This is a genomic window from Burkholderia stagnalis (assembly GCF_039848545.1).
In the GTDB taxonomy this organism is placed as follows: domain Bacteria; phylum Pseudomonadota; class Gammaproteobacteria; order Burkholderiales; family Burkholderiaceae; genus Burkholderia; species Burkholderia stagnalis.
On record NZ_CP156686.1, the window covers coordinates 1,046,744 to 1,072,782 of the forward strand.

Annotated in this window: 19 protein-coding genes and 1 pseudogene; 5 read left to right on the forward strand and 15 right to left on the reverse strand. The window is 68.6% G+C overall.

Annotated features, from left to right (window positions below; genetic code table 11):
- Nucleotides 1-248 precede the first annotated feature (248 nt).
- A complete protein-coding gene (gene mprF, locus ABFO07_RS21445) occupies nucleotides 249-2,843 on the forward strand; it encodes a bifunctional lysylphosphatidylglycerol flippase/synthetase MprF (RefSeq protein ID WP_059907801.1) in 2,595 nt (864 codons plus the stop codon).
- Complete coding sequence (locus ABFO07_RS21450; RefSeq protein WP_059883794.1) at nucleotides 2,840-4,117, forward strand: virulence factor family protein; 1,278 nt, start codon at nucleotides 2,840-2,842, stop codon at nucleotides 4,115-4,117. The genes mprF and ABFO07_RS21450 overlap by 4 nt, the downstream gene beginning before the upstream one ends.
- Before the next feature lie 48 nt (nucleotides 4,118-4,165).
- On the opposite strand, the gene ABFO07_RS21455 is transcribed toward ABFO07_RS21450, so the two are convergent.
- The 8 genes from ABFO07_RS21455 to uxuA form a co-directional block, all read right to left on the reverse strand.
- The gene (locus ABFO07_RS21455; RefSeq protein ID WP_124483690.1) at nucleotides 4,166-5,065 is read right to left on the reverse strand and encodes a hypothetical protein; all 900 of its coding nucleotides are present in this window, start codon (nucleotides 5,063-5,065) and stop codon (nucleotides 4,166-4,168) included.
- Nucleotides 5,066-5,095: 30 nt separating this feature from the next.
- Nucleotides 5,096-6,475 carry a hypothetical protein gene (locus ABFO07_RS21460; protein WP_347469530.1) on the reverse strand — a complete coding sequence of 460 codons (1,380 nt, stop codon included), beginning with the start codon at nucleotides 6,473-6,475 and terminating at the stop codon, nucleotides 5,096-5,098.
- 526 nt (nucleotides 6,476-7,001) lie between these two features.
- Complete coding sequence (locus ABFO07_RS21465; protein WP_081059880.1) at nucleotides 7,002-7,373, reverse strand: DUF934 domain-containing protein; 372 nt, start codon at nucleotides 7,371-7,373, stop codon at nucleotides 7,002-7,004.
- On the reverse strand, nucleotides 7,370-9,154 hold the full coding sequence (locus ABFO07_RS21470) for a nitrite/sulfite reductase (RefSeq protein ID WP_347469531.1): 1,785 nt from the start codon (nucleotides 9,152-9,154) through the stop codon (nucleotides 7,370-7,372). Before ABFO07_RS21470 ends, ABFO07_RS21465 begins: the two co-directional genes overlap by 4 nt.
- Before the next feature lie 205 nt (nucleotides 9,155-9,359).
- Nucleotides 9,360-9,755: a hypothetical protein gene (locus ABFO07_RS21475; protein WP_059801113.1), complete on the reverse strand. Its 396-nt coding sequence runs from the start codon at nucleotides 9,753-9,755 to the stop codon at nucleotides 9,360-9,362.
- Between the two features lie 101 nt (nucleotides 9,756-9,856).
- The gene (locus tag ABFO07_RS21480; protein WP_124596504.1) at nucleotides 9,857-11,281 is read right to left on the reverse strand and encodes a PLP-dependent aminotransferase family protein; all 1,425 of its coding nucleotides are present in this window, start codon (nucleotides 11,279-11,281) and stop codon (nucleotides 9,857-9,859) included.
- Between the two features lie 138 nt (nucleotides 11,282-11,419).
- Nucleotides 11,420-12,730 carry an MFS transporter gene (locus ABFO07_RS21485; RefSeq protein WP_060018378.1) on the reverse strand — a complete coding sequence of 437 codons (1,311 nt, stop codon included), beginning with the start codon at nucleotides 12,728-12,730 and terminating at the stop codon, nucleotides 11,420-11,422.
- 71 nt (nucleotides 12,731-12,801) lie between these two features.
- Nucleotides 12,802-13,854, reverse strand: coding sequence for a mannonate dehydratase (gene uxuA, locus ABFO07_RS21490; RefSeq protein ID WP_196484742.1), 1,053 nt, complete (start codon nucleotides 13,852-13,854; stop codon nucleotides 12,802-12,804).
- Between the two features lie 268 nt (nucleotides 13,855-14,122).
- On the opposite strand from uxuA, the gene ABFO07_RS21495 reads away from it, so the two are divergent.
- The 3 genes from ABFO07_RS21495 to ABFO07_RS21510 all read left to right on the forward strand — a co-directional run bounded on the left by ABFO07_RS21495 (nucleotide 14,123) and on the right by ABFO07_RS21510 (nucleotide 18,114).
- On the forward strand, nucleotides 14,123-14,845 hold the full coding sequence (locus ABFO07_RS21495) for a FadR/GntR family transcriptional regulator (protein ID WP_059801107.1): 723 nt from the start codon (nucleotides 14,123-14,125) through the stop codon (nucleotides 14,843-14,845).
- Nucleotides 14,846-15,226: 381 nt separating this feature from the next.
- Nucleotides 15,227-16,351: an ABC transporter substrate-binding protein gene (locus ABFO07_RS21505; protein ID WP_430733074.1), complete on the forward strand. Its 1,125-nt coding sequence runs from the start codon at nucleotides 15,227-15,229 to the stop codon at nucleotides 16,349-16,351.
- Nucleotides 16,348-18,114, forward strand: a complete 1,767-nt coding sequence (locus ABFO07_RS21510; protein WP_059801104.1) for a GGDEF domain-containing protein — start codon at nucleotides 16,348-16,350, stop codon at nucleotides 18,112-18,114. The genes ABFO07_RS21505 and ABFO07_RS21510 overlap by 4 nt, the downstream gene beginning before the upstream one ends.
- 115 nt (nucleotides 18,115-18,229) lie before the next feature.
- Here the strand turns inward: ABFO07_RS21510 and ABFO07_RS21515 are convergent, their stop codons facing one another.
- The 7 genes and pseudogenes from ABFO07_RS21515 to ABFO07_RS21545 form a co-directional block, all read right to left on the reverse strand.
- A complete protein-coding gene (locus tag ABFO07_RS21515) occupies nucleotides 18,230-18,529 on the reverse strand; it encodes a DUF4148 domain-containing protein (protein ID WP_059801101.1) in 300 nt (99 codons plus the stop codon).
- A gap of 247 nt (nucleotides 18,530-18,776) precedes the next feature.
- Entirely contained in the window at nucleotides 18,777-19,037 is a 261-nt protein-coding gene (locus ABFO07_RS21520) for a hypothetical protein (protein ID WP_059558501.1), read from the reverse strand.
- A gap of 111 nt (nucleotides 19,038-19,148) precedes the next feature.
- Nucleotides 19,149-19,907 carry a hypothetical protein gene (locus ABFO07_RS21525; protein WP_059801142.1) on the reverse strand — a complete coding sequence of 253 codons (759 nt, stop codon included), beginning with the start codon at nucleotides 19,905-19,907 and terminating at the stop codon, nucleotides 19,149-19,151.
- Nucleotides 19,908-20,261: 354 nt separating this feature from the next.
- Nucleotides 20,262-20,870 (reverse strand): nucleotidyltransferase domain-containing protein, encoded by a 609-nt coding sequence (locus ABFO07_RS21530; protein WP_059801098.1) that lies wholly within the window; start codon nucleotides 20,868-20,870, stop codon nucleotides 20,262-20,264.
- Between the two features lie 451 nt (nucleotides 20,871-21,321).
- A pseudogene (locus ABFO07_RS21535) lies at nucleotides 21,322-21,897 on the reverse strand (tyrosine-type recombinase/integrase); the annotation flags it as partial.
- Entirely contained in the window at nucleotides 21,890-23,293 is a 1,404-nt protein-coding gene (gene mdtD, locus ABFO07_RS21540; protein ID WP_347469532.1) for a multidrug transporter subunit MdtD, read from the reverse strand. The pseudogene ABFO07_RS21535 and the gene mdtD, both read right to left, overlap by 8 nt.
- Nucleotides 23,294-23,474: 181 nt before the next feature.
- Complete coding sequence (locus ABFO07_RS21545; RefSeq protein WP_347469533.1) at nucleotides 23,475-25,943, reverse strand: penicillin acylase family protein; 2,469 nt, start codon at nucleotides 25,941-25,943, stop codon at nucleotides 23,475-23,477.
- Nucleotides 25,944-26,039: the final 96 nt, after the last annotated feature.

Here is a 26,039-nt window from a genome sequence, read left to right on the forward strand (position 1 = left end):
TTCCCGGTATGATGCGCATCTCGCGTGTAGGGACCACTTAGTTTTGACCTCGCATTGACGCCGCCGCCCGGCCTGGCGCCGCGGTTGCAAACCCGAAAGATTTTGTAATAAAAATTCCGTATACTTGTAATTTCTGAGTCAGGCGCCGCCGGCTTCCGCGTTGGCGGGCCGCCCACGCAGAACAACCGGATTCGTCGCCGCCGAGCCACCCGGCGCCGCGACAAGCTATGTACCGCCACCAATAAGTTATGTCTTCCAGCCCACCTGGTTCACCGAGCCGTGCCGCGGCGATGTTCGCGCGCGTCTCGGCATTGCTCCGCCACGAGCGCGTGCTGTCGCCGCTGCTCGCGCTCGGCATCGGGCTGCTGCTGATCGTGGTCTTCCAGCACCTGTCGGCATCGATCGACTACCGGTCGGTGATCCGCCAGCTGCGCGCGCTGTCGGCCGCCGAGTGGGGCGCGTCGCTCGGCGCGACGGCCCTCAGCTATCTCGCGCTCGTCGCCCGCGACGCGGTCGGCCTGCGCTACGTCGCGGCCAGGGTGCCGCGCGCGCCGCTGTGGATCGGCGCGATCGCCGCGTCGGCGCTCGGCAACGCGACCGGCTTCGGCGCGCTGACGGGCGGGGCGGTGCGCGCGCGCGTCTACGGCGTGGCCGGCGTCACGCCGGCCCAGATCGGCCGCATGACGGTGTTTACGAGCGGCACGCTCGCGCTCGCCCTGGTGCTGATGACCGCGGTCGGCATGGTCTGCCTGCCGCAGGCGCTGGCCGCGATGCTGCACGTCGCGCCCGGCGTGCTGGTGTGGAGCGGCGGCGCGCTGCTCGTCGCGATGGCGGCCATGGTGGCCGCGTGCGGCCGTGCGGCCCGCCCGGTCGCGACGCGCTTCAAGTGGCTCGCGTTCGACATCCCGGCACGCCGCGATCTCGTCGCGCAGATCGTCTACGCGGTGTTCGACGTGGTGGCGGCGGGCCTCACGCTGTGGGTGCTGCTGCCGGCCGCGCCGGTCGGCTTTTCGACCTTCATCACGGTCTACGCGGCCGCGCTGCTGCTCGGCATGGTCGGCCATACGCCGGGCGGGATCGGCGTGTTCGAGGCGGCGATGATCTTCACGCTCGGCCGCGACGTGCCGGCGCACGAGATGGTCGCCGCGCTGATCGCCTATCGCGCGATCTACTTCGGCGTGCCGTTCGTGCTGTCGGCCGGCCTGCTGGCGGCCTTCGAGGGCCGCGCGCTGCGGCGGCGGCTCGTCACGCGGCAGGCCGCGCGCGTGTCCCAGCTCGCGCCGCTGTTCCTGAGCCTCGTCACGTTCGCGGTCGGCTCGATGCTGGTGATCTCGAGCGCGACGCCGGCGTTCTGGTATCGGATCGTGATCCTGCGCAACATCGTGCCGCTGTGGGTGCTGGAAGGCTCGCAGGTGATCTGCAGCGTGCTCGGCGTCGCGCTGCTGTTCGTCGCGCGCGGGCTGCTGCGCCGGCTCGACGGCGCGTGGTGGATGACCTTCGCGCTGACGCTCGCGAGCCTCGCGCTGTCGCTCGCGAAGGGCCTCGCGTTCGTCGAGGCCGGCGTGCTCGGCGCGCTGCTGGTGCTGCTGCTCGTCAGCCGCCGGCGCTTCAAGCGCCACTCGTCGCTGTTCGCGGAGCGCTTCACCGTCGGCTGGTTCGTGTCGGTCGCGCTGGTGCTGATGCTCGCGGTGTGGGTGCTGTTCTTCGCGTTCCGCGACGTGCCGTATACGCGCGAGCTGTGGTCGCATTTCTCGTTCGACGCGCGTGCGCCGCGCGCGCTGCGCGCGACGCTGGCCGCGGGCGTGTTCGTCGCGCTGTTCGCGCTGTATCAACTGCTGCGCCCGGCGCCGGGACGCTTCGTGACGCCCGCGCCGCAGGACCTGCTCGACGCCGAGCGGATCATCCGCGCGCAGGAGTGCAGCGACGCGGGCCTCGCGCTGATGGGCGACAAGAGCTTCCTGTTCTCGGAATCGCGCAAGGCGTTCCTGATGTACGCGAAGTACGGCCGCACGTGGGCCGCGCTGCACGATCCGGTGGGCCCGCGCAGCGAATGGCCGGCGCTGATCGGCAAGTTCATCGCGCTCGCGCACGCGCACAGCGGCCGCGCGGCGTTCTACCAGGTGCGCGCGAACGCGCTGCCGCTGTATCTCGACGCGGGCCTCACGCTGATGAAGCTCGGCGAGGAGGCGCACGTCGCGCTCGACGAGTTCGACCTGAAGGGCTCGCACCGCTCGCACCTGCGCTACGCGCTGCGCCGCGGCGACAAGGACGCGCTCGCCGTCGAGGTGATCGCGCCGTGCGACGTGCCGGCCGCGTTGCCGGCGCTGCGCGGGATTTCGGACGGCTGGCTCGACAGCCGCGATGCGCGCGAGAAGAGCTTCTCGGTCGCCGCGTTCCACGACGGCTATCTCGCGACACAGTCGGTGATGCTGGTGCGGCAGGCCGACAAGCCGATCGCGTTCGTCACGTTCATGACGACCGACTTGAACACCGAGGCGACCGTCGGCGTGATGCGCCACCTGCCGGAAGCGTCGCCGTACGCGATGGAGTATCTGTTCACGCAGCTCGCGCTGCATCTGAAGGAAGCGGGTTTCCGCAAGCTGAGCCTCGGCATCGCGCCGTTCTCGGGGATGGGCGCGGCGAAGATGCCGTCGCCGTGGCACCGGGTCGGGCTGATGGTGTGGCGCTTCGGCGGCCGTTTCTACAATTTCCGCGGCTTGCGCGCGTTCAAGAGCAAGTTCGAGCCGCATTGGGAGCCGCGTTATCTCGCGGCTTCGGGCTCGGTCGGCGTGTTCGTCACGCTGGCGGATCTGTCCTTGCTGGCTGGAGGTCGGCGTTCATGATGTCGAAGAAGGGTATCGCGCGGGCGGTGGTCGCCTGCGCGGGAATGATGTTGGCCGGCGCCGCGTTCGCGGCCAAGCCGGTGGCGAAGCAGGAAACCGTGTCGGGCGGCCGCTACGGGCCGGTCACGGTGACGAAGCCGAGCGGCGCGCTGCGCGGTTTCGTCGTGATGTTCTCGCGCGACAGCGGCTGGAGCGCGGCCGACCAGCAGGCGGCCGATGCGCTCGCGAAGGCCGGCGCGATGACGGTCGGCGTCGATTCGGCGCGCTATGCGGCGAACCTCGCCGCGATCCAGGAAACCTGCCATCACCTCGACGGCGACGCCGAGGCGGTCAGCCACCAGCTCGAACGGCTCGCGCGCTCGTCGCGCTACTTCACGCCGATCGTCGCGGGCGTCGGGCAAGGCGGCGCGATCGCGAAGCAGATCCTGTCGATGGCGCCGGAGAACACGATCGCGGGCGCGGTGTCGGTCGCCCCGGCCGCGAAGCTCGATCCGCGCTTCAAGCCGTGCCCGCCCGATCCGACGATCGTGCGCCGCGCGATGCCGGGCTTCGTCGAGTCGGCGCCGGCCGGCGACGGCGCGAAGCTCGTGTCGCTCGTCACGTCGCACCTGCGCGACGACAGCAGCACCGACGAGCTCGACGTGTCGGACCTGCCGCTGATCGAGCTGCCGGCCAAGGGCGGCAGCAACCTGCTCGCGATCGTGATCTCCGGCGACGGCGGCTGGCGCGACCTCGACAAGACGATCGCCGAGGCGCTGCAGCGCGACGGCGTGTCGGTGGTCGGCATCGACAGCCTGCGCTACTTCTGGAGCGAGAAGCCGCCCGCGCAGACGAGCCGCGATCTGGCGCGCGTGATGCGCACCTACATGGCGCGCTGGCGCGCGACGAACGTGGCGCTGATCGGCTACTCGTTCGGCGCGGACGTGATGCCGTTCGCGTACAACCGGCTGCCGGCCAACCTGCGCGACAAGGTGTCGGTGATGTCGCTGCTCGGCTTCGCGCCGGCCGCGGATTTCCAGATCCGCGTGACGGGCTGGCTCGGCATGCCGGCGAGCGACAACGCGCTGAAGGTCGCGCCGGAGATCGCCAAGGTGCCGCCGGGCATCGTGCAGTGCTTCTACGGCGAGCAGGAGAAGGAGACGATGTGCCCGGTGCTCGCGAACACGGGCATCCAGGTGATCAAGACGCAGGGCGAGCATCACTTCGGCCGCGACTATGTCGCGCTCGAGAAGCAGATTCTCGCGGCGTTCAGGAAGCAGGTGGCGGGCAACTAGCCGCGCCCGGCATGCCGGCGGAACGCATGCGCTCCGCCGGCGGCGCGCTCACGCGAGCGTGACCTGGTTCTCGAACGCGATGCCGAGCTTCGCGTAGCCCTGCGGCGAAGGATGGATCTCGTTTTCCCAGTCGCCGGAAGGCCCGGTCGAGCTGGGCGGGTCGGGATTGAGCGTGCCGATCAGGTAGATCGGCCGGATGTTCGGCTTGGCGATGCCGCGCGCGACGAGCTTGCCGTTGATGCCCGCCAGGTACTGCGCCCACTGCTGGATGATATACGTCGTCAGCTTCAGCCAGTCGTCGGGCGGAATGTGGTATGCGGCATACGCGCGGGACAGCCATGGGCCGATGCCGGGGCCGGCCGGCGCGTTGCGCGGCTGCGGGCAATCGTAGGTGTGGACGAAGATCGGCACGCCGTTCGAACGGCTGGTCGGCGCATCCCGCTTGTCGATCATCGCGACGAAACAGTCTTCGATCATCGCAAAGAACGCTTGCCAGCCCTCCGGGCGCAAGTAGCGATTGATTGCCCCGCTCGACGGAACGCGCTCGGGATCCTGCAGCAGCCGGCGCGTGGCCTTGCCCGGATCGGGCTCGTCCGGCATCGTCAGGATCGCGTCGAACAGGTCGTTGCCGCCGGCCGACAGCAGGATCGCGTCCCACGCATAGGCAAGCGTGCCGCCCGCGAGATACGTGGCGAACTTGACCTCGCGCGTCCAGTCGATCATCTGCGCGAAGGTCTTGCCGGGCGACGCCAGCGTCACGGCCGCCGCGCTGCTCGGTAAGCGCAGGCTGAACAGCAGGTTGCCGGTCGCCCACGGCGGCAGCTGGCCGATGGAGAACCACGAGTCGCCTTGCGCGAGAAACCGCCAGGTGGACGTCGTCAGGACACTGCCGCGATCGCGATTCAGATCGCCGGGCTGCAGGACCGCCAGGGGATGATCGAATGACATGAAGCCTTCCTCCAAGGTTGATGCACGACGCTACAGCGCCGGGTCGAGCGGCGTGATCCTCGCCAGCATCAGCGTGTACTCCTCCGCCGCAATCTGTCTGAACTTCATCTTCACGACCGCATTCGCGCGCGCGATGGCGTCGTCCGCGCGTGCGTCCGGATACAGTCGCGCCGCGGCTTCCGCGACGATCTCGTCCGGGTTGTCGAGGCGCGGCGGCAGGGTTGGCGTTTTCTCCCCATCGAGCGTCTGCACCAGCAGATAGATGGGTACGACGTCCGCCAGGCCGATCGGCAGCAGTTTCGCCGCGTCCGGGCCGAAATGCCGGCGCACGATCGCTTGCGAGCCGAGCCGCAGCGTGAAGCGAAACGGAAATCCCGTGCGGATCGACAGCGTGACGGGATCGGCCGCGGCCATCTGCTCGATCGACGTGATGCCTTCCGCGTGCAGCGACGCCGTCACGGCCTTCGTCACGCCGCTCAGGTTGAGCAGTTCGTCCGGCGCGTCCTCGTCCTTTTCGAGCTGGGTCAGGTTGAGCGCCGCGATCCGGCGAATCACCTTGATGATTTCGTCGACCGGCAGGATCGTCAGCGCGAACGCGGCCACCACATGCGGCGCCGCGACGAGCGCGAGCGGGATCGCGAGGAACAGCCGCAGCGCATACCAGTACATGTCGGATGCATTGAGCGCGCGCCGCCGGATGGCCAGCACGGCATCGCTGACGACGTACATCGTCGCGCCGGCGATCGATGCGACGATCACCGGGGCGCTGAGTCCGAAAATGCAGGTCGTCTTGTCCGCCGTCGCGCAGTCGCCCTGCGTGCACAGCCACACCGCGATGGCCGTGATCGCGTAGGCCACCACGAGCAGAATGAGGAACGGCGGCACGAACGCCCACAGGCCGTACTGCTCGTGGTAGAGGTTCGCGAACAGCCGGTCGCCGAGGGTCGGCCAGCGCTCCGAGAACTTGCTCAAGCGTTCCGTGTTGCTGTCCGCCGTTGGCGCGGCGCCGGCCTGTCGCTCCGCGTAATGGATCGTCTGCAGCAGCCATTTCGACCAGAAGCGCTTCAGGTAGGCGTCGAGTGCGGCGTTCTTGAGGCTGTTCTGGAATTCGTCGTAGCGTGCGTACCAGCCGAGGCACAGGAACGCGATGAGCGGCACGCCGATCAGGAGGGTCGCGATCGCGCTGACCAGGATGAGCGTCCCCGGCCACCGGATCGCGGCGATCCATGTCCATGCGTCGGGTGCGTGTATCGGTCGATTGATCGCGGATGTCGCGATCGCAATCCCCGCCAGGTTGACGAGAACGAGATAGACGCTCAATGAAATGAAGCGGCCGCTTGCCGTCCAGTGACGCATTCTCACGGGGTTGACGGCCGGCGGCCGGGCTTCGAACGGATTGGACGCAGTCATGTGCATGCTCGCGAGTGATCGCGCCCGCTTCCAGGCACGACCACGCGTGCGGAAGGCAGGCAAATGTCACGCTTCGCCGCCGGACGGCGGCGAAACGAATCGCTTTGCTTCGATGCGGTGAATCAGGGAAGGGACGGGGTCAGCACGGTGGGGCAAGCAGATGCTTCGACGCGCGCACGGGCGGAATCGCGGCTTCGCATGCCGCGCACGATGCGTGCGCGCACGGAGCGATTGCGGTGGTGTTCGTTACGCCGCGAGACGATGACTTGTCCATGGCGAGTCCCCAGGTTGGAATGGTTTTGTATGACTTGATTGTTGTATCGGACCTTTGCGCGATTCATGTATCCCGCTGCGAATCGAACGGGATGTGCCGCGCATTTGATCCGTAGAGTCAAGCTAGGTTATGCGCTGGAAATGTCAAGCAATGACAGGATCAAATGCGGGAATGTGCGGATGTTCCCGGAGCATGCGAGGGCTGGCATGAGGAATGCCGGTCGAATGATCGGATGAATGGCTTGCCCGCGGATCAGATGTCCCGCTGGTAGAAGCCCGGAAAGCGTTCGAGCTGGCGCCGCGCATCGTCCGGATCGGCGCCTGCGCCGAGCACCGCGCTCGAGAAGCCCGTGCGCGCCATCAGCAGCAACTGGTCGACCAGCACGTCGCCCGTTGCGCGCAGGTCCCCCGCGAACCCGAAGCGCTTGCGCAGCAGGTAGGCCTGGCTGTACGCGCGGCCGTCGGTGAACGCCGGGAAGTGCAGGTCGATGCGCGACGCCTGCGCGATCCGCGCGGCAAGCGGCTCGAGTTCCTCGTCGTTCGAGATGGCAAGCGCGGCGTCGCGCGGGTCGTCGTGGTGTTCGGCCGGCGTCAGCAGCCGGATGCGTTGCGGTGTGGTCATCATGCGGTCGCTGCGAGATGCCGCGCCTGGTTGGCGGCGGCCTTGAAGGGTTCCGGGCCGACGCGGCGCACCGTGTCGATGAAGCGTTCCGCGCGGCCGCCCGTGTCGAGCCGCGCGTCGAGATACGCGGCGACGACCGCATCGACGACGTCGACGATCTCGTCCGCCGAGAACGACGGGCCGATCACCTTGCCCGGCTGCGCGGCGCCGCTCGCGGCCGAGCCGTCGGAGCCGCCGAGCGTCACCTGGTACCACTCGGCGCCGTCCTTGTCGACGCCGAGGATGCCGATGTGGCCGCTGTGGTGATGGCCGCACGAGTTGATGCAGCCGCTGATGTGCAGGTCGATGTCGCCGACGTCGTGCAGCAGGTCGAGATCCTGGAAGCGCTCGGCGATCGCGTCGGCGATCGGGATCGAGCGCGCGTTCGCCAGCGCGCAGAAGTCGCCGCCCGGGCACGCGATCATGTCGGTCAGCAGGCCGACGTTCGCGCTCGCGAGCCCGGCCGCGCGCGCGTCTTCCCACAGCAGGAACAGGTCGTCGACGTGCACCCACGGCAGCACGGCGTTCTGCGTGTGCGTGACGCGCGCCTCGCCGGCCGAGTAGCGGTCGGCGAGATCGGCGAGCGCGTCGAGCTGGTCCGGCGACGCGTCGCCGGGCGCTTGCAGGCGCCGCTTGAACGACAGCGTGACGATCCGCAGCGCCGGGTCGCGGTGCGCGGCGACGTTGCGCGCGAGCCAGCGCGCGAACGCCGGATGCCGGCCGGCCTGCGCGGCGACGCTCGCACTCGTGTGTTGCGCGTCGACGCTGCGCGGCTTGCGCGCCGGCGGCACGAAGCAGGCGGCGACGCGGTCGAATTCGGCTTGCGGGATCGTATGCGGGCCGCCGTCGTGCTCGACGATCTGGCGGAATTCCGCTTCGACGTCGTCGATGTAGCGCTGCCCCTCGGTCTTCACGAGGATCTTGATGCGCGCCTTGTACTTGTTGTCGCGGCGGCCGTAGCGGTTGTACACGCGCACGATCGCCTCGATGTAGTTCATCACGTGCCGCCACGGCAGGAACGCGCGCAGCGGCGTCGCGATCATCGGCGTGCGGCCCATCCCGCCGCCGACGCTCACGCGAAAGCCGAGCTCGCCCGCGTCGTTGCGCACGAGCTTCAGCCCGACGTCGTGCCAGTCGGTCGCCGCGCGATCCTCGGTCGCGCCGGTGATCGCGATCTTGAACTTGCGCGGCAGGAACGCGAACTCCGGATGCAGCGTCGTCCATTGCCGCATCACCTCGGCGAACGGACGCGGATCGGCGATCTCGTCCGGCGCGACGCCCGCGCGCTCGTCGCACGAGATGTTGCGGATGCAGTTGCCGCTCGTCTGGATGCCATGCATGTCGACGGTCGCGAGCAGGTCCATCACGTCGGCCGCCTTAGCGAGCGGAATCCAGTTGAACTGCACGTTGGTGCGCGTCGTGAAGTGCGCGTTGCGGGTCGGCAGGCGCGTGGTGCCGAGCCGCCCCTGCGCGTCGCATGCGGCGCGATAGGTCGCTGCGTCGGGCACGTCGTAGTCGCGCGCGATCCGCGCGAGCACGCGCAGCTGCGCGCTCGACAGCTCGCCGTACGGCACGGCCACGCGCAGCATCGGCGCGTGGCGCTGCACGTACCAGCCGTTCTGCAGCCGCAGCGGCCGGAACGCGTCTTCGCTCAATGCGCCGCGCTGCCAGCGTTCGAGCTGGTCGCGAAACTGGGCCGCGCGGCTGTGGACGAGCGCGCGGTCGAAAACTGTATATCGATACATGACGTGATACGCGAGAGATGCCGCGGCGCGGCATGCGCACGGCTCGGAGGGACGTTGCGACGGGTGTCAGGCAACGGAAGACAGCGTAGGGAACCCGGTGCGGCGGGACAAGCAGCAGATCCGGAGGAAAAGGGCGCAGCAGATGGCGGATGCGGCGCCGGCGCGGGCCGGGCATGCGTGCATGCCCGTGGCCGGTTGATGTGTGTTATGCGTCGGCGTCGACGACGAGCGCCGGATCGAGCGCGCGGATGCGCTGGTCGATGAAGTAGCCGCCGCCTTCCTGATAGCGCAGGAACAGGCGGCCGCACGCGCGGCAGCGGCTGACGTTGCAGCGGTTGTACGGGAAATGGCGCAGCGCGATCGGCGCATCGTCCGACGCGTAGCGCGTCCCCGCCGGATGATGTTCCGCATAGGTCGGCTCCGCATCGCCGGGCGGCGCGAGCGTGCCCACTTCGGTCAGTTGCGTGTCCTGCAGCGACAGCGGCAGGCTCGTCCATCCGGCGAGCGAGATCTTCGTGCACGCGCACGGCTGCGTGACGTGGGCTGCTTCGGCCGTCAGTTTCAACAGCGCGTCGTGATCGAGGTACGGCAGTGGGCTCATGGGAAATCGTGAAGGGGCGGTGAGATCAGCAATGTAACCCGCGCGCGAATCGGCTGCATGGCCGTGACGCCGGCGGCGCGTGCCGTGCGCACCGTGTGCGGTCAACCGCCCTTGCGGACCGACGGCTGCGCGACCAGTTCGCCGAGCACGCGGATCGCGCGTTCGATGTCGCGGCTCCACGGATGGCCGAAGTTCACGCGCACGCAGCGCTCGAAGCCATGCGCCGCGGAAAACAGCGGCCCCGGCGCGAAGCTGATGCCGCGCGCGATCGCCTGCCGGTGCAGTTCCATCGCGTCGATCGCATCGGGGAATTCCAGCCACAGGAAGTAGCCGCCGTCCGGCCGCGCCCATTCGACGCCCGCGGGCAGCCAGCGCCGCAGCGCGTCGTCCATGCGCGCGAACTGGCCCTGCAGCGCGCCGCGCAGCTTGCGCAGATGGCGATCGTAGCCGCCATGCTCGAGATAGTTCGCGATGCCGGCCTGCGCCGGAATGCTCGCCGACAGCGTCGTCATCAGCTTGAGCCGCTGCACCTTCTCCGCGTATCGGCCCGCGGCCGCCCAGCCGATCCGGTAGCCGGGCGCGAGCGTCTTCGAGAACGAACTGCAGTGCATCACGAGCCCGTGCGTGTCGAACGCGCGCGCGGGCAGCGGATAGTCCGGCCCGAAATGCAGCTCGCCGTACACGTCGTCCTCGATCAGCGGCACGTCGCGCGCGGCCAGCAGCTCGACGAGCGCGCGCTTCTTGTCCGGCGACAGCGTGACGCCGGTCGGATTCTGGAAATTCGTCATGAACCAGCACGCGCGCACGTCGTGCCGGTCGAGCGCATGCGCGAGCGCGTCGAGATCGAGGCCCGTGCGCGGATCGACCGGAATCTCGACCGCCCGCAGGTCGAGCCGCTCGATCGCCTGCAGCGCCGCGTAGAAGCCGGGCGCCTCGACGGCCACCACGTCGCCGGGCCGCGTGACGGCCATCAGGCACAGGTTCAGCGCTTCGAGCGCGCCGTTCGTGACGACGATCTCGTCGAGCGGCTGCGACACGCCCATCGCCAGATAACGCAGCGCGATCTGGCGGCGCAGTTGCTCGTTGCCGGGCGGCAGGTCGACCACCGTGCTCCACGGGCTGACGAGGCGCGTCGCCTGCGCGAGCGATTTCGCGAGGCGCGGCAGCGGAAACAGCTTCGGCGACGGGAACGCGGAGCCGAGCGGCACGATGCCCGGCTGCGTCGCGGCGTCGAGCACCGAGAACACGAGGTCGCTGATGTCGACCTTGCGCGTGGCCGGCGCGGCGCGGCTCGCGCGCCGCTTCGCGGGCGGGCGCGCGCCCGGCGCGACGTAGTAGCCCGAGCGTTCGCGCGCGCGAATCAGGCCCCACTGCTCGAGCAGGTAGTACGCGCGAAACACCGTCGACTGGCTGACGCCGTGCTGCGCGATGAGCTGGCGCAGCGACGGCAGGCGCGTGCCGACCGCGAGGTTGCCGTTGCGGATCTCGTCGGCGATCGTATGGGCGAGGGTTTCGTAGCGTTTCATCGAGGTGGACGGAAGCCGCTCGCCGGGCGCGGGCCGGACGGGCCTCGCGCGCGTGGCGGCGAGCGGCGGGCTCATTGTCCAATGGCCGTCGCCAAAAGGAAAGCGCATGCGCCGCCGCGCCGGGCGCGGGCGGCGCGCTCAGGCCGCGCTGGGCTCCGCGTTGCGGTGGCCGGCGGGGCCGCGCAATACCGGCAGTGGCTCGACCTTGCCGACGATGAACAGGTACGACAGCGCGCCGACGATGCACAGCGCGCCCGCCACCGCGAGCGGCACGGCGAACGAGCCCTTCGTGATCGACAGCATCACGCCGGTGAACGTCGTGATGAAGATCCCCGCGAGATTGCCCGCGAAGTTCTGGATGCCGCCGATCGACGCGACGTGTGCGGGCGTCGGCGCGACTTCGCCGACCAGCGTCCACACGTTCGCGCCGGCGAACGACAGGCTCGCATAGGCGAGCGCGAACAGCGCGAGGCAGGCCCACACGTTCTCGACGAACGCCGACAGCGCGATCGACGACGACATCAGCATGCCGAGCACGAGGCAGGTCTTGCGCGCGGCGGTCGCGCTCCAGCCGCGCCGGAACAGGCTGTCCGACACGTAGCCGCCGAGCCAGCCGCCCGGGATCGCGAGCAGCGCGGGCAGCATGCCCCACGTGCCGAGCGACGCGAGCGAGAAGCCGCGCGACTGCAGCAGGTAGCTCGGGAACCACGTGATGAAGAAGTAGATCGCGAAGTTCAGGCAGAACAGGCCGATCATCATCCCCCAGATGGTCCGGTAGCGGAACAGGTCGAGCCACGACACCTTCGCGCCGTCGGCGGCGGACGCGGCGGCGGGCGCGCCGCGCTGCGCGAGCAGCGCATCGACGGCGTCCGGCGCGATCGCGCGGTAGCGTTCCGGGTCGCGATAGATGAACCACCACGCGAGCGCCCAGACGATGCCGATGCCGCCGGTGATCACGAACGAGCCGCGCCAGCCGACGAGCGAGATCAGCCACGCGACGAGCGGCAGCGACAGCGCGGAGCCGACCCGCGAGCCGCTGTCGAAGATGCTGCTCGCGAGCCCGCGCTCGCTGCGCGGAAACCAGTTGAACGCGACCTTCGCGAACGACGGGATCGCGGCCGCCTCGCCCACGCCGAGCATCAGCCGCACGCCCACCAGTTGCGCGAGGCCGCGCGCGGCGCCGGTCGCGACCGTGAACGCGGACCACCAGCCCACCGCGAGCGCGAGGCTCACGCGCACGCCGACCTTGTCGATGAACCAGCCGGCCGGCAGCTGCAGGAACGCGTAGGTCCAGAAGAACGCGCTCAGCACGAGCCCCATGCCGACCGCGTCGAGGCCGAGCTCCGCGCGAATGCTCGGCGCGGCGATCGCGAGGTTCGCGCGGTCGATGAAGTTGATGACGTTGGCGAGGAAGCACATGAAGATCATGGCCCATCGGATGCGTGGCATGTGAAGTCTCCGCGCGGAATGGATTGGCGGGCCGCCGGCGATCCGCTGCGCCGGCGGCCTCGATGAGCGGGTCAGCGCGGCTCGCGCGCGAGCGTGTCCATCGCTTCCCACAGGCCGTTCAGGTACACGGCGCCGAGCGCACGGTCGTAGAGCCCGTAGCCGGGCTTGCCGGTCTCGCCCCAGATCATGCGGCCGTGGTCCGGGCGCACGTAGCCCGTGAAGCCGGTGTCGTGATACGCCTTCACGATCGCCGCGATGTCGAGCGAGCCGCAGCGCGACAGGTGCGCGGTTTCCTCGAAGTCGCCGTTCGCGTCGACCTTCACGTTGCGGATGTGCGCGAAGTGGATGCGGCCCATCGCGCCGAACTCGCGCACCAGCGCCTCGACGTCGTTCCGCGGCCCCGCGCCGAGCGAGCCCGAGCACAGCGTGAGCCCGTTCGCGGGCGTGTCGACGATGCGCACGATGCGCGCGAGATCGTCGCGGTTCTTCACGATGCGCGGCAGCCCGAAGATCGGGCGCGGCGGATCGTCCGGGTGGATCGCCATCTTCACGCCGGCTTCCTGTGCGACCGGGATGATCGCCTTCAGGAAGTATTCGAGGTTGGCCCACAGCCGCGCTTCGTCCACCTCGCGATAGTCGGTGAGCAGCGCCTGCAGTTCGTCCGCGCGGTAGCTCGAATCCCAGCCCGGCAGCGCGATGCCCTGGCTCGGGTCGATCCGGTCGACCGCGTCCGTGCTGAACGCGAGGCAGGTCGAGCCGTCGTCGAGCGTCTTCGACAGCTCGGTACGGGTCCAGTCGAACACGGGCATGAAGTTGTAGCAGATGACCCGGATGCCGGCCGCGCCGAGATGGCGGATCGTCTGCTGGTAGTTCGCGATCAGGCGGTCGCGGCTCGGCTTGCCGAGCTTGATGTCCTCGTGCACGGGCACCGATTCGACGACCTCGAAGTGCAGGCCGGCCTGCTCGATCGTCGCCTTCAGCGCGTCGATCTTGTGCGCGGGCCAGGCCTCGCCCACCGGTTCGTCGTAGATCGCGGACACGATGTGCGTCACGCCCGGAATCTGCCGGATGTACTGCAGCGAGACCGGATCGGACTCGCCATACCAACGGAAAGACATCTTCACTGGATCGGCTCCTTGCTGGCGGTTCATGCGTCGGATGGCCGGGCGGCAGCGAGCGCGCCCGGCGGCGGTGTCTGTGCATTATGGGTGGTATGCCAATTGTGCGGGATAGTGGTTTACCAGTTGTCCGGTCGATGGCCGGCGAAGCGGGCTCATCAGTGATGCATTGAAAGGAAGGGCGCCAGCGCGCCGCCGGATGGCTGAAAATTGGTGTACCATTTTCGCGATCCGGCGCCGTGGGTGGCGGCGGCAAGCCTGCTGCGAGAGTTCGATGACCGATTTATCCAACCTGCCCGGCCACCGCGACGCGGATGCCGCGGATCGCTCCTACATTGGCCTCGCGCGGCAGATCCATGCGATGGTCGCGGCCGGCGCGTTCGAGGCGGGCGCGCGGCTGCCGTCGGAGCGCAGCCTGGCCGACCAGTTCGGCGTGAGCCGCACGCAGGTGCGCGAGGCGATCATCGCGCTCGAGGTGCAGGGGATCGTCGAGGTGCGGGTGGGGTCGGGCATCTACGTGTCGGCCGCCGATGCCGCGAAGCCGGTGACGTTCGAGGTGCCGCGCGGGCCGGGCCCGATCGAGACGCTGCGCGCGCGCGGGCTGATCGAGGCGGAGATCGCGGCGCTGGCGGCGCTCGAGCGCAAGGACGCCGATCTCGACCGGATGTTCGTCGCGCTGACGACGATGCGCGAGCAGATGGACGACAAGGCCGCGTACGACGCGGCCGATCGCCAGTTCCACATGCGCATCGCGGAATCCACCGGCAACACGGTGCTGCTGCACATGGCCACGGCGATGTGGGACTGCGCGCGCAGCGATCCGCTGTGGGACAAGATCGAGGAGCATTTTCATTCGCCTGCATTGCGCGCGGCCTCGCAGGAAGATCATCAACGGATCTTCGCGGCGATCATGGCGCGCGACGCCGACGGCGCGCGCGACGCGATGCGTGCGCACCTGGCGCGCGTGATCGCGGAGTTTACGCAGGCGTGGCGTTAGGCCTCGTTCACGCGCGCATTAAACAGACAACAGACGATTGATTGCCAACGAGAAGGCGGTAATGCGACCGTAAGCGGCCGATTGGCGCGCCGACAGCAAGCGACGCGCGAAAGCCCGTCGCCGCTGCTCAATTTCAACCTCGGGTTGCCGATAACACGACAGGGCATCGATCGACATTCGTTTGCGGACGCAACGGATTGCGAATGACCGCATCGATACGATGATGCGCGAGCGCATTCGATCCGTAGCGCGAATCATTCTGATTTCGTCGGCGCGGCACACAAGTGAAGCGACATTGCATGCGGCTAGTTCGTATTGCGTGGCGATATTTTTTATGGTGTCGTTGCAAGCTATCGCATCGACTCGAAAAAGGACAGTCGAATGCAGCCGGGCGATTCGGAGATACTCCGATTGATCAGGGGAATCGGCGCAGGTTGGCGCGGGGTCAACGTTGCATTGCGCCGGATTCTCATTCTCTTCGCGCTGAGCCTGTCGTGCTCGCCGGGCTTTGCTGCACCCGAATCCGCCAACGAAAACGTTTTGCGCGTGCTTGCATGGCCCGGCTATGCGGACAGCGATGTCGTCAGCGCTTTCGAAATGCAATTCCATGCGCGCGTCGAAGTGACGCTCGTCGATTCCGACGAAGCGCTGTGGTCGCGCATGCATAGCGCTTCGCCGCCGCCGTACGACGTGCTGGCGGCGAACACGGCCGAGATCGAGCGCTATGCGCGCGACAACCTGCTCGCGCCGCTGGACCTGTCGCGCATTCCGAACCGGCAGCGGCAGTTGCCGAACTTCCAGCAGGTGGCGAACATCGGCGGGCTCGTGCGCGACAACGCGACGTACGGGATCCCGTTCACGTATTCGTCGATGGGGCTGATCTACGACCGCAAGCAGGTGCCGGTCGCGCCGCGCTCGATGCGCGAGCTGTGGAACCCGCGCTACCGGGGCAAGGTGCTCGACTTCAACAGCGCGCAGCACAACTTCTCGTTCACCGCGCTCGCGCTCGGCTATGGCGACCCGTTCAAGCTGTCGCCGGTGCAGTCGCGCGCGGTTACGCTCAAGCTGATCGAGCTGCGGCGCAACCTGCTGACGTACTACACGCTGCCCGAGGAGGCGACCGCGCTGTTCGTCCGGCATCGCGCGGCGCTGATGTTCGGCAACTATGGCACGCAGCAGGTCGAGCTGCTGCGCCGCGCGGGCGCGGATGTCGGCTACGTGATTCCGGACGAGGGCGCGCTCGCGTGGCTCGACTGCTGGGCGATGACGCGCGGCGCGGAACACCCCGAGCTGGCGCTCGCGTGGATCAACTACATGCTCGAACCGTCGGTCGGCGCGCTGCTCACGCAACGGCAGGGGCTCGCGAACACGCTTGCGCCGCCGTCCGGCCTCGATGCGGGCCGCCAGCACCTGGTGTGGCTGCAGCCGGTCGAGGACATCGCGCGCCGCGAGGCGTTGTGGAGCCGCATCGTGTCAGGGGATCGCCCGGAGCGTTTCGGCAAATGATCAAGCTCGGGTTGACCTCGAAACTGTCGGTGCTGCTCGCCTGCATCGGTGTGATCGCATCCGGCGCGACCGGCTATTACACGTACCGCGCGAATCGCGCGATGCTCGTGCAGGAGGCGCAGCACAGCCTGCTGATGTCGACGCAGCTCCTCGGGCAGCGTTTCACCGCCGCGCTCGGCGACGTCGCGGACGATGCGCTGGTGCTCGCGACGATGCCGTCGTCGTCGGCCGTGGCGCTCGGCGAGGACGCGACCGCCGATGCGGTGCGCCGCCGGCGGCTCGAGCAGGTGTATTACAGCTTCATGACGCATCACCCCGAATACATGCAGGTGCGCCTGATCGCGCGCGGCCAGTACGGGCTCGAACGGATTCGCGTCGACCGCGATGCGCGCGGCGTCGTCGTGATGCCGGACAGCGAATTCCAGGAGAAAGGCCAGTTCTCCTATGTGTTCGACACGCTGGCGACGCCGCCGGGGCACATTTACCTGTCGCCGATCGCGATCAACCATGAAACCGGCTCGCATGCGGCCGAAGGGCAGCCGATCCTGCGGGTCGGCACGCCGGTCGTCGACACGCGCGGCGAGACGGTCGGCGCGCTCGTGATCGACGTCGACCTGACGCGCGTCTTCACGCGGCTGGAGCGCGACCTCCCGGAAAACTACGTCGTGTATCTCGCCAACGAGTGGGGCGATTTCCTGGTGCACCCCGATCCGGCGCAGGCGTTCGGCTTCGATCGCGGGCGGCGCGTGCTGATGCAGGACAGCTTCCCGGTCACGCAGCCGCTGTTCGACGACGTGCGCACGAGCGTGACGCTCAACGGCCTGGCGAACCCCGCCCAGGCGCTCGCGCAAATGCTCGCGTTCGCGCGCACGCCGTTCAGCCGCGGCGAAGGCAACCGCTTCGTGGTGCTCGGGCTGTCGCGCCCGCTGTCGGACGTGCTCGCGCCGGCCGCCATGCTCGGCGAGCGGATCGTGCGGATGGTGCTGATCTCGAGCCTGCTCGCGGTGATCCTGGCGATCCTGTTCGCGCGCGCGATCACGCGGCCGCTGCAGGTGCTCGCGCGCGCGGCGATGCACGTGTTCGACGATCCGGCCGCCGAACGGCTGCCGGTCGGTCGCTCGGACGAGATCGGCATTCTCGCGCGCTGTTTCGACTGCATGCGCGTCGAGATCCGCACGCAGGTGACGATGCTGCGCGCGAAGCAGCAGGAGCTCACGCATCTCGCCGGGCACGACATGCTCACCGGGCTGCCGAACCGTCTGCTGTTCATGGAGCGGCTCGACGGCGCGATCCGTCACGCGTCGGTGACCAACGAAGGGCTCGCGGTGATGTTCGTCGATCTCGACCGCTTCAAGCAGATCAACGACCAGCTCGGGCATTCGGCCGGCGACCGCACGCTCGTCGCGGTCGCGAAGCGGCTGAACCTCGTGCTGCGCAGCGGCGACATGGCCGCGCGGCTCGGCGGCGACGAATTCATCGTGCTGATCGCGGGGGTGCGCACGCCCGAACTGATCGGCGACATCGCGTCGCGCATCCAGATCGTGATGGCCGAGGAGCTGGAATTCGGCGAGCGGCGCATGGCGGTGGGGGCGAGCATCGGCGTCAGCGAGTATCCGGTCGACGGCGCCTCGGCGGAGGAACTGCTGGTCAAGGCGGATGCCGCGATGTATGCGGCGAAGGCGTCGGCGCAGCGGGCGTATGTGCGCTACCAGGAACTGCTCGGCGCGGGTGCGTGCGCGGATGGCGCGGAGCGTGAATCGTAGGGGGCGCCGGCAACGGCGGGTGACGGGCGGCGGCCGCCATCAATGCAGCGAGCCCGTCGCTGGACGGGCTCGTGGCGAGGCGAGCAGGCTGCGCGGCAAGCGCGCAGCGGCTGGCTTAGTGGCCGAAGTAGACCGAGTCGCGCGGGCTTTGCGCCTTGACGGCCGGGGCGCCGCCTTGCACGGCCGGCGCCGGTTGCGCACCGTAGCCGCTGTTGTCGGCGGCTTGCACGCGGGCCTGGGCGGCCTGGATGTCGGCCGGGTAGTACGGGCTGGACAGGCCCGGCTTGTAGCCGGCCTTTTCCAGCTGGACGAGTTCGTTGCGCACTTGCTCGCGGGTCACGCTGCCTTGCGCGAATGCGCCGAACGAAGCGGACAGGGCGCTGGCGGCGACGACTGCGTAGACGATCGATTTCATGATGACCTCCGGTGTTTGTTTGGCTCTTCCGCGTTCGACACCATGTCGTAAGCGGTTGAATACATCGTAGGCCCCGGAGGACTTAGGGTAAACGTGGATTTCGGTGAAAGATCGTTGCCTCAGGGGCAACAATTCCAAGATAAACACCGTCTGGCCCTAAAGACCATCTCGCATATTGCAATCGTCGGTGTGGCGGGCGGGTGCCGGCGCGGGCTGCGGCGGCGGGAGGGATGGGGCGCGCGGCGCGTCAGACGCTGTCGGCGTCGTCGATTTCCTTGCGTTCGCGGCGCTCCTCGTTGCCGCGGCGCGCCCGCAGGCGCTGGCGCGACAGCACGGCGATCACCTGCTGCGTGGGGGCGCCGGACGGGAGTTCGTTGCGGATGCGGTCGGCCACCATCGGCAGGCCCGCGCGCTGGCGGCGCAGCGCCTTCGCGATCGCCCGGCGGCATTCGTCGCCGTGGCATTCCCACTCATCGCGGATTTTCAGGCAGTAACGGCATGTGTCCATGCCGGACAGTCTAACGCGTCTTGCGCTGCGGCGACCCGTCAGGAAACGCAGGGTCGGGCATCGGCGACAGGGCGGCGTGCGGTGCGTCGGGCACGGCGCACGCCGCCGCGCTCACGTTTCCAACTCGGGTCGGCGCGTGTCCGGCGGCGCGACGCGGGTGTCGCTGGCGGCTCGTGGCGGGTTCGCGACTTCGCGCTTTTCGAGGAAGTACATCGCCAGCGCGGCGATCGTGAGCAACGTGAAAGCGGCGGGGCCCGTCATCGCCGCATGGCTGACCTGCAGCAGATATCCCGCCGCGGCAAGCAGGATGCCGAGCACCACGTTGGCCCGCGTGCGCCGGCGCAGCCAGCGTTCGAGCCCGACGAACGCCATCGCGAAAAATGCCGCCCACGACCCGCTCTCGCTGATGACCGACCCGACCCCGCCCGTCCACGGGTCGACCCAGGACTTGTTCAGCAGCGTCGCGATGGCCGTCTGCTGGTCCGGTGCCATCTGCGCGGCGATCTGCAGCAAGCGGCCGAGCCCGATCCCGCCGACCGCGTCGAGCACCGTGTAGGCCACCAGGAAAACGAAGGTCGACAGGCGCGCGAGCCAGGCGACCGGGCCCGGATCGTCGCCGACGAGCAGCCAGAGGCCGATGCAGACGAGCACGACGCACGGCGTCTGGATCATGTGCAGCGCAAACCACCAGGCCGGGCCGAAATACGCAAGCGCGTGATGGCCGTGATCGTATTCGGGCTTCGACAGGTAGTCGAACATGTCGGGGTTGTGCGTGAACCCGGCAGGATGAAACAGCTCGATCGTCGCCAGCACGATCGGCGCGACGAAAAGGCACAGCCACCACAGCACGGCCCGGGTTGTTCGGTTCATATTCGGCTCCTGATTGGCTTGCGAATCGCATTGACGGCGGACCGCGCGTGTCGGCACGGGTGCGATATCGGTCGAGGAATGAAAATGATCGATTGAATGATTTCTCGCGAAGGCGCGATCAAACCACGTGTCCCATTCGCCCTCAGTCAGCATAGGACACGCGCTGGCGAATGTTAAGAATTAATCTCGTTTGGAAACAGGCGCGGCCGATTTATATTCGGCGCGCCCTTTTTCAATTCAATTGGAACGTTGGTGATGGAAATGGCGTGAAAACGCCGGCCATTTTCCAGTGGCCGCCCTTGAGGTTCTTGTCCGTCTCGTCGCCCCTCCACGCGCAACGACGACGAGTGGCCGTTACAACGCTCGCGCCCATTCGTTGCCGGGGTGGAGCGCGTCGAGGCAGTCTTTCAGCCACGCGCGTTCGATAGCCGGCAGGTTCGGTAACGCGCGCTCGAAATCCTGCTGGTCTTTGGGGCGCCGATCCCTGGCCTTGAACAGAAGCACGGCGGACGGATTCAGATACGGGATGCCGTCAGCCGTTCTCATCACCATGTCGGTGCGAGGGCGCTTGAACGATGGATCTCTCTTGTAGGCCCACAACGCGTGCGTTCCAGGCTCGATCATCATGTCGATCCGCCAGCTTTCCGCCGCGCGGTCGAATCCCCGGAATTGCATGATCTCGGACGGCGCATCCCGAGTTGCCGGCAGTTTTTCGACGACGCCCGCATGGGCGGTGTAGAACGCCAAATCACCGAACGCCTGACGGAATATGCCGAAGTCTTCTCTTAGGATCGTGAACTCCAGATCGCCGTGTTCGCGCGTCTGGGTGCCGTGCCAAAGATCGAGGGCCCATCCACCGACGACACACCACGGCAACCGTATATCGCTCAGCCGTCGAGCGAGTTCGGCCGGTTGCCATGCATTCCACGCTTCCTGGTCGGGGATAGCCGTTTGAGTATTCATCGTGTTGGCGTGACTTGCACTGTAGAGTCGCCACGGATTTTCTCAAAAGCGTATGTGACCGTGAAAGAAATTCCGTATTTACTATTAGTTTTCCTGCGGATGGCGTGCGCTTCCGAAGATTGATCGGCAATTTTGCTTCGCTGGTACGTCGCAATGTATTGAAGTGCCGAGCATTTTCACGCGCTTTCGTGATTCGCGAAGACCGATTGTGAAGTTCTGGATGCACGGCATTTACCCCGTGCGTTTCAGCAAGGAATACGGTGAAGGAGGGTTTGCGAACTCGGTGGCTGCCTTTGGAAGAACGCTTCCGATGTCGCTTGGGGTGGCAGCGTTGACCTGCGTCGTGGCGCCTGGCCTTCAACGATGTGAACGGGCGTAGCCGGCCGGCGCAGCCCGCGCGCCGGCAAGCAGGCCGTTTCCTTGAAAAGGGCGCGATTAGCCTGGCGGCGCGTCACCCGTCGATCCGGTGCTTCTCCTCGGTCTCGCGGTGCCGCAGGTCGTCGTCCGCGTGCAGATACTGGCTCGTCGTGGTCAGCGACACATGGCCGAGGTTGTCGCGCACGAGGCGCAGGTCGAGCCGGCCGTCGGCCATGTGCGAGCCCGCGCTGTGGCGCAGCCAGTGCGCGGACGCCTGTTCGAGCACGCGCGCCTGTTCCGCGCCCGCGTCGCCTTGCGCGCGCAGCCGGTCGGCCGCCTGCCGGAACATGGTCTTGACGATCAGGTCCAGCGCCGCGCGCGTGAGCGGCCGCTGCGCATGCCCGACCGGCAGCACGAGCGGCGTGGCCTCGCCGTCGACGGGCAGCGCGGGCAGCCGATGCGCGCGCCGGTAGCGCGACAGCTCGGCCATCATCTCGTCGGTGGCGGGCACGAGCCGTTGGCGGCCGCCCTTGCCGGTGACGTCGAGCCACCACCGGTCGCGCCCGTGCGCATCCCGTCGGCAGAAGAACTGGCCCATCGTGTTCTGCGCGACCTCGGTGATCCGCAGACTTGCGCGAGCCGCGCGCCGAACCGCTCGCGCGTCAGCGCGGCGCTTGCGTCGGCGCAGGCTGCGACGCGAGCGTTTGCCGCGGCACCGGCGCGCCGATGCGCCGGAACACGAGCGCCGACAGCAGCGTGATTGCGCCGATGCACACGAACGCGAGCATGAAGCCGCCCGACGCGGACCCGAAGCGCGCGGAGAACACGTTCACGAGCCCGCCGCCGATCGACACGCCGAGCGCCATCGCGAGCATCTGCATCATCGTGAACAGGCTGTTGCCGCTCGCGGCGTCGGCATGCGACAGGTCCTTCAGCGTCACGCTGTTCATCGCCGCGAACTGCATCGAATTGGCCGCGCCGAACACGACGAGCAGCGCGCCTTCGAGCCACGGCGACGGCTGCCGGGACACGAGCGCGAATGCGGCGATGGTCACGCCGATGATCAGCGTGTTGACGACGAGGAACGCCGGATAGCCGTAGCGCTGCACGAGCGGCGCGATCTGGCGTTTCGACAGCACGCCCGCGATCGCGGCCGACAGCATCATCAGGCCCGAATGCAGCGGCGTGTAGCCGAGCTGCACCTGCATCAGCAGCGGCAGCATGAACGGGACGGCGCTCGAGCCGATCCGGCACAGCAGGTTGCCGAGCAGCCCCGCACCGAAGTTCGGCTCGCGGAACAGGCCGAGCCGGAACAGCGGGCGCGCCCGCACGCGCGCGTACGGTACGTATGCCAGCGCGGCGGCGGCGCCGAGCGCGGCGAAAGCGGCCGACCACGCGGTGTGATGCGCGCCCACCGGCGGATCGACCGCGAGCGACAGCAGGATCATCGCGGCCGACAGCAGCGCGCAGCCGACGAAGTCGAACGGTGGCGGCTGCGTCGCGTCGTCGTGCCGCAGGTAGCGCCGCACCGCGACGAAGCCGAGCGCGCCGACCGGCACGTTGACGAGAAAGATCCAGTGCCACGACACCGCTTCCGCGAACCAGCCGCCGAGCGTTGGGCCGAAGATCGGGCCGAGCTGCCCCGCGATCGACACGAACGCGAGCGCCGACACGTATTGCTCGCCGGGCACGCTGCGCAGCACCGCGAGCCGGCCGATCGGCATCAGCATCGAGCCGCCGACGCCTTGCAAGGCGCGCGCGACGACGAGCTGGTCGAGCGACCGGGCCGCGGCACAGCACACCGAGCCGAGCACGAAGGCCAGGATCGCGATCGAGAACACGCGCCGCGTGCCGAAGCGGTCGGCGAGCCAGCCGGACGCGGGCGTGAGCATCGCCATCGTCAGCGTATAGACCACCACCACGGGCTGCATCGCGAGCGGCGACGCGTGAAGGCTGCGGGCGATGGACGGCAACGCGGTATTGACGATCGTCGTGTCGAGCGTCTGCATGAAGAACGCGGAGGCGACGATCCAGAGCAGCGCGGTGTGTGACGTGATACGGGGCATGGCGAAATCGGTTGAGGCGCGACCGGGCGGCCGAAGGCGTCGTGCCGCTCGAGCGACAGACAGCGACCGATGTTATCGGGTCGCGTGGTAATCGGGAAGTGGCCTGAAGGTGTTGACTGTCGTCGCCATCGAGGCAAGCGCCGCGTCGGCGGGCGGCGGTGCGTCCCGCCGTCAGGCCGCGTCACCCGCCCGCCGGCACCAGCGCCAGCCGCTTGCACGCGCACCGCTCGACACTCGCCGCATCGGTCGGAATCGTCACGTAGCGGCCGTTCGCCCACTCGTCCATCCGGTCCGAATACCACCCCGAAAACCGGTTGCCGGACTGGCCGACCGGCATCGCGAAGCGGGCCGCATCCGGCGCGGCCATGTCGATCACCATCCGCATCGCGGCCGCCATCTTGGTCTCGTAGGGCGCGGCGGCGTCGCTGAAGTCGTTGCCGCCGACGTCGACCGTCGTCATGTCGCCGCCGAACGGCACGCGTACGTCGAACCAGCGCGCGAGCCACGGCACCTGGTGAAACGGCCGGTGACGCGCGAGCGCGGCGTGCGCGTCGCCCCAGCGCCACGCGCGCATGTCGTCCCCGTAGCGCTGTTTCAGGTCGCGCAACGCGGCCCGCAGCGCCGCGCCGACTTGGGCGGAACACGGCGCAGGCGCCGCCGCGCCGGCCGCTTTGCCGCACCACGCGGCGCCGATCGCCGGGTCGCGCAACGCGTTCAGCAATGCCTGGTGCAGGTTGCGCTGGCGCCAGTATTCGGCGAACAGTTCGCGCCCGGCGCGCGGCTCGAAGACGGCCTGCGCGGCCGCGCGTTCCCACGCACTGGCGATCAGCGGTTCGGCTTCGTCCGCGCGCGCGACGCGATCCCAGCGCCGCAGCCGCGCGAGCGCGTCCGCTTCGTCGCGATCGGCCGGCAGGCCGGCGCGGGCGATCAGCAGCGGCAGCAGGTCGGCCTGCGACGGCGACTGAATATCCGCCTGGATCGCCGCGAAGCTGTCGAGCGAGTGCGTGGCCCGCGCGTCGAGCAGCGCCGTGATCCGCTTGTAGCGGTACGGCAGCACCCATTCGCCGCTGAGGAAATACGGATAGCCGCGCGGCACGATCCGGTTGTTCGCGGTCACGATGCGGGCGGCCGGCGGATTGAGCGCCTGCGGCAACGCGTCGAACGGCACGAAGCCGCTCCAGTCGTAGCGCGCATCCCAGCCGGGCGCGGGCACTTCCGTCATCAGGTCGTTGCCGGGGCGGCGGATCGGCACGCGCCCGGGCGCGACGAAGCCGATGTTGCCGTGGCGATCCGCATACACGATGTTCTGCTGCGGCGCGTCGAACTTCGCGGCGGCGCGCAGGAATTCCGGCCAGTCGCGCGCATGGTCGAAGCCGAGCCCGGCCTCCATCGTCGTGTCGTCGGGCATCAGCGCCGTCCATTGCAGCGCGAGCACGTAGCGGCTCGAGCGGCGCAGCGCGTCGCGGGCGTTCGCGGACACGTCGCTGATCACGGGCCCGTGCCGCGTTTCGCGCACGGTCCAGCGCACGGCCGGCTGGCCTTTCACGCCGATCGTTTCCGTGCGCGTCGCGAACCGGGCCCAGCCGCCCGGCGTGCGGTAGTAGTCGGGCCGCGTGAGGTCGACCTGCTCGATGAATAGATCCTCGACGCTCGTGCCGGTGTTGGTCATGCCCCACGCGATCTGCTCGTTGTGGCCGATCAGCACGACCGGCAGGCCGGGCACGGTGCCGCCCGCGACGTTCAGCCGGTCCGAGCGCAGATGCGCGAGATAGAACAGCGGCGGGGTCGACAGGCCCAGATGCGGGTCGTTCGCGAGCATCGGCAGGCCGCTTTCCGAGCGGCTGCCGGCCACCACCCAGTTGTTCGAGCCGAGCCCCTCGACGTGCTGCGACGGCTGCGCGTCGAGCGCGGCGGCGGCCGTCACGGCCAGCGCCGACAGGCCGCGCAGCATCGGCACGTAGTCGATCGTCGCCATCGGCGTCGCGTCTTCCGGCGCGGTCGTCACGAGCTGGCGGATCTGCGCGAGCGGCAGCCGCTGCGCGAGCCGCATCCGTTCGATCGCCAGCGCCATGTTGCCGCCGAGATCCCACGCGAGGACCGACAGCCACGCCACCGAATCCTCGGGGGCCCACGGCACGGGCGCGGGCGCGCCCGTCAGCAGGTATTCGATCGGCAGGGCCGGCCCGCGCGTGGCCAGATACGCGTTGATGCCGGCCGCATAGCGTTCGAGCGCGAAGCGGGTGTCCGGCGACAGGTGGCGATAGATGCGCTCGGCATTGCGCTTCACGCCGAGCGTGCGCATGAACTGGTCGAGCGGCAGCGTGCGCGCGCCGAGCACTTCGGACAGCGTGCCTGACGCGATGCGGCGATTCATGTCGAGCTGCCACAGCCGGTCCTGCGCATGGACGAAGCCCAGCGCGAAATACGCATCGCCGTCGGTCCCGGCGACGATGTGCGGAATGCCGTGCGCGTCGCGGGCGACGACCACGCGCGCGGCGGGCGTGGCCGCGCGCGGCAGGGTGACGGCGCCTTCGAGCACCGGCAGCGACGCGCGGCCGTACAGCGCGACGCCGCCGCCCGCGAGCGCGATCAGCAGGAGGACGAGCAGGCTGAAGGCCAGCCCGGCCCGGCGAAGTGTGCGAGGCAGCAAGATATCCGTCTCCTGGATGGATGCGCCGTGCCGGACATTATCGCAGCAGGCGATGCGGCGCCGACCTCATGGCGCGCGGCATAACCTTATGCGAAT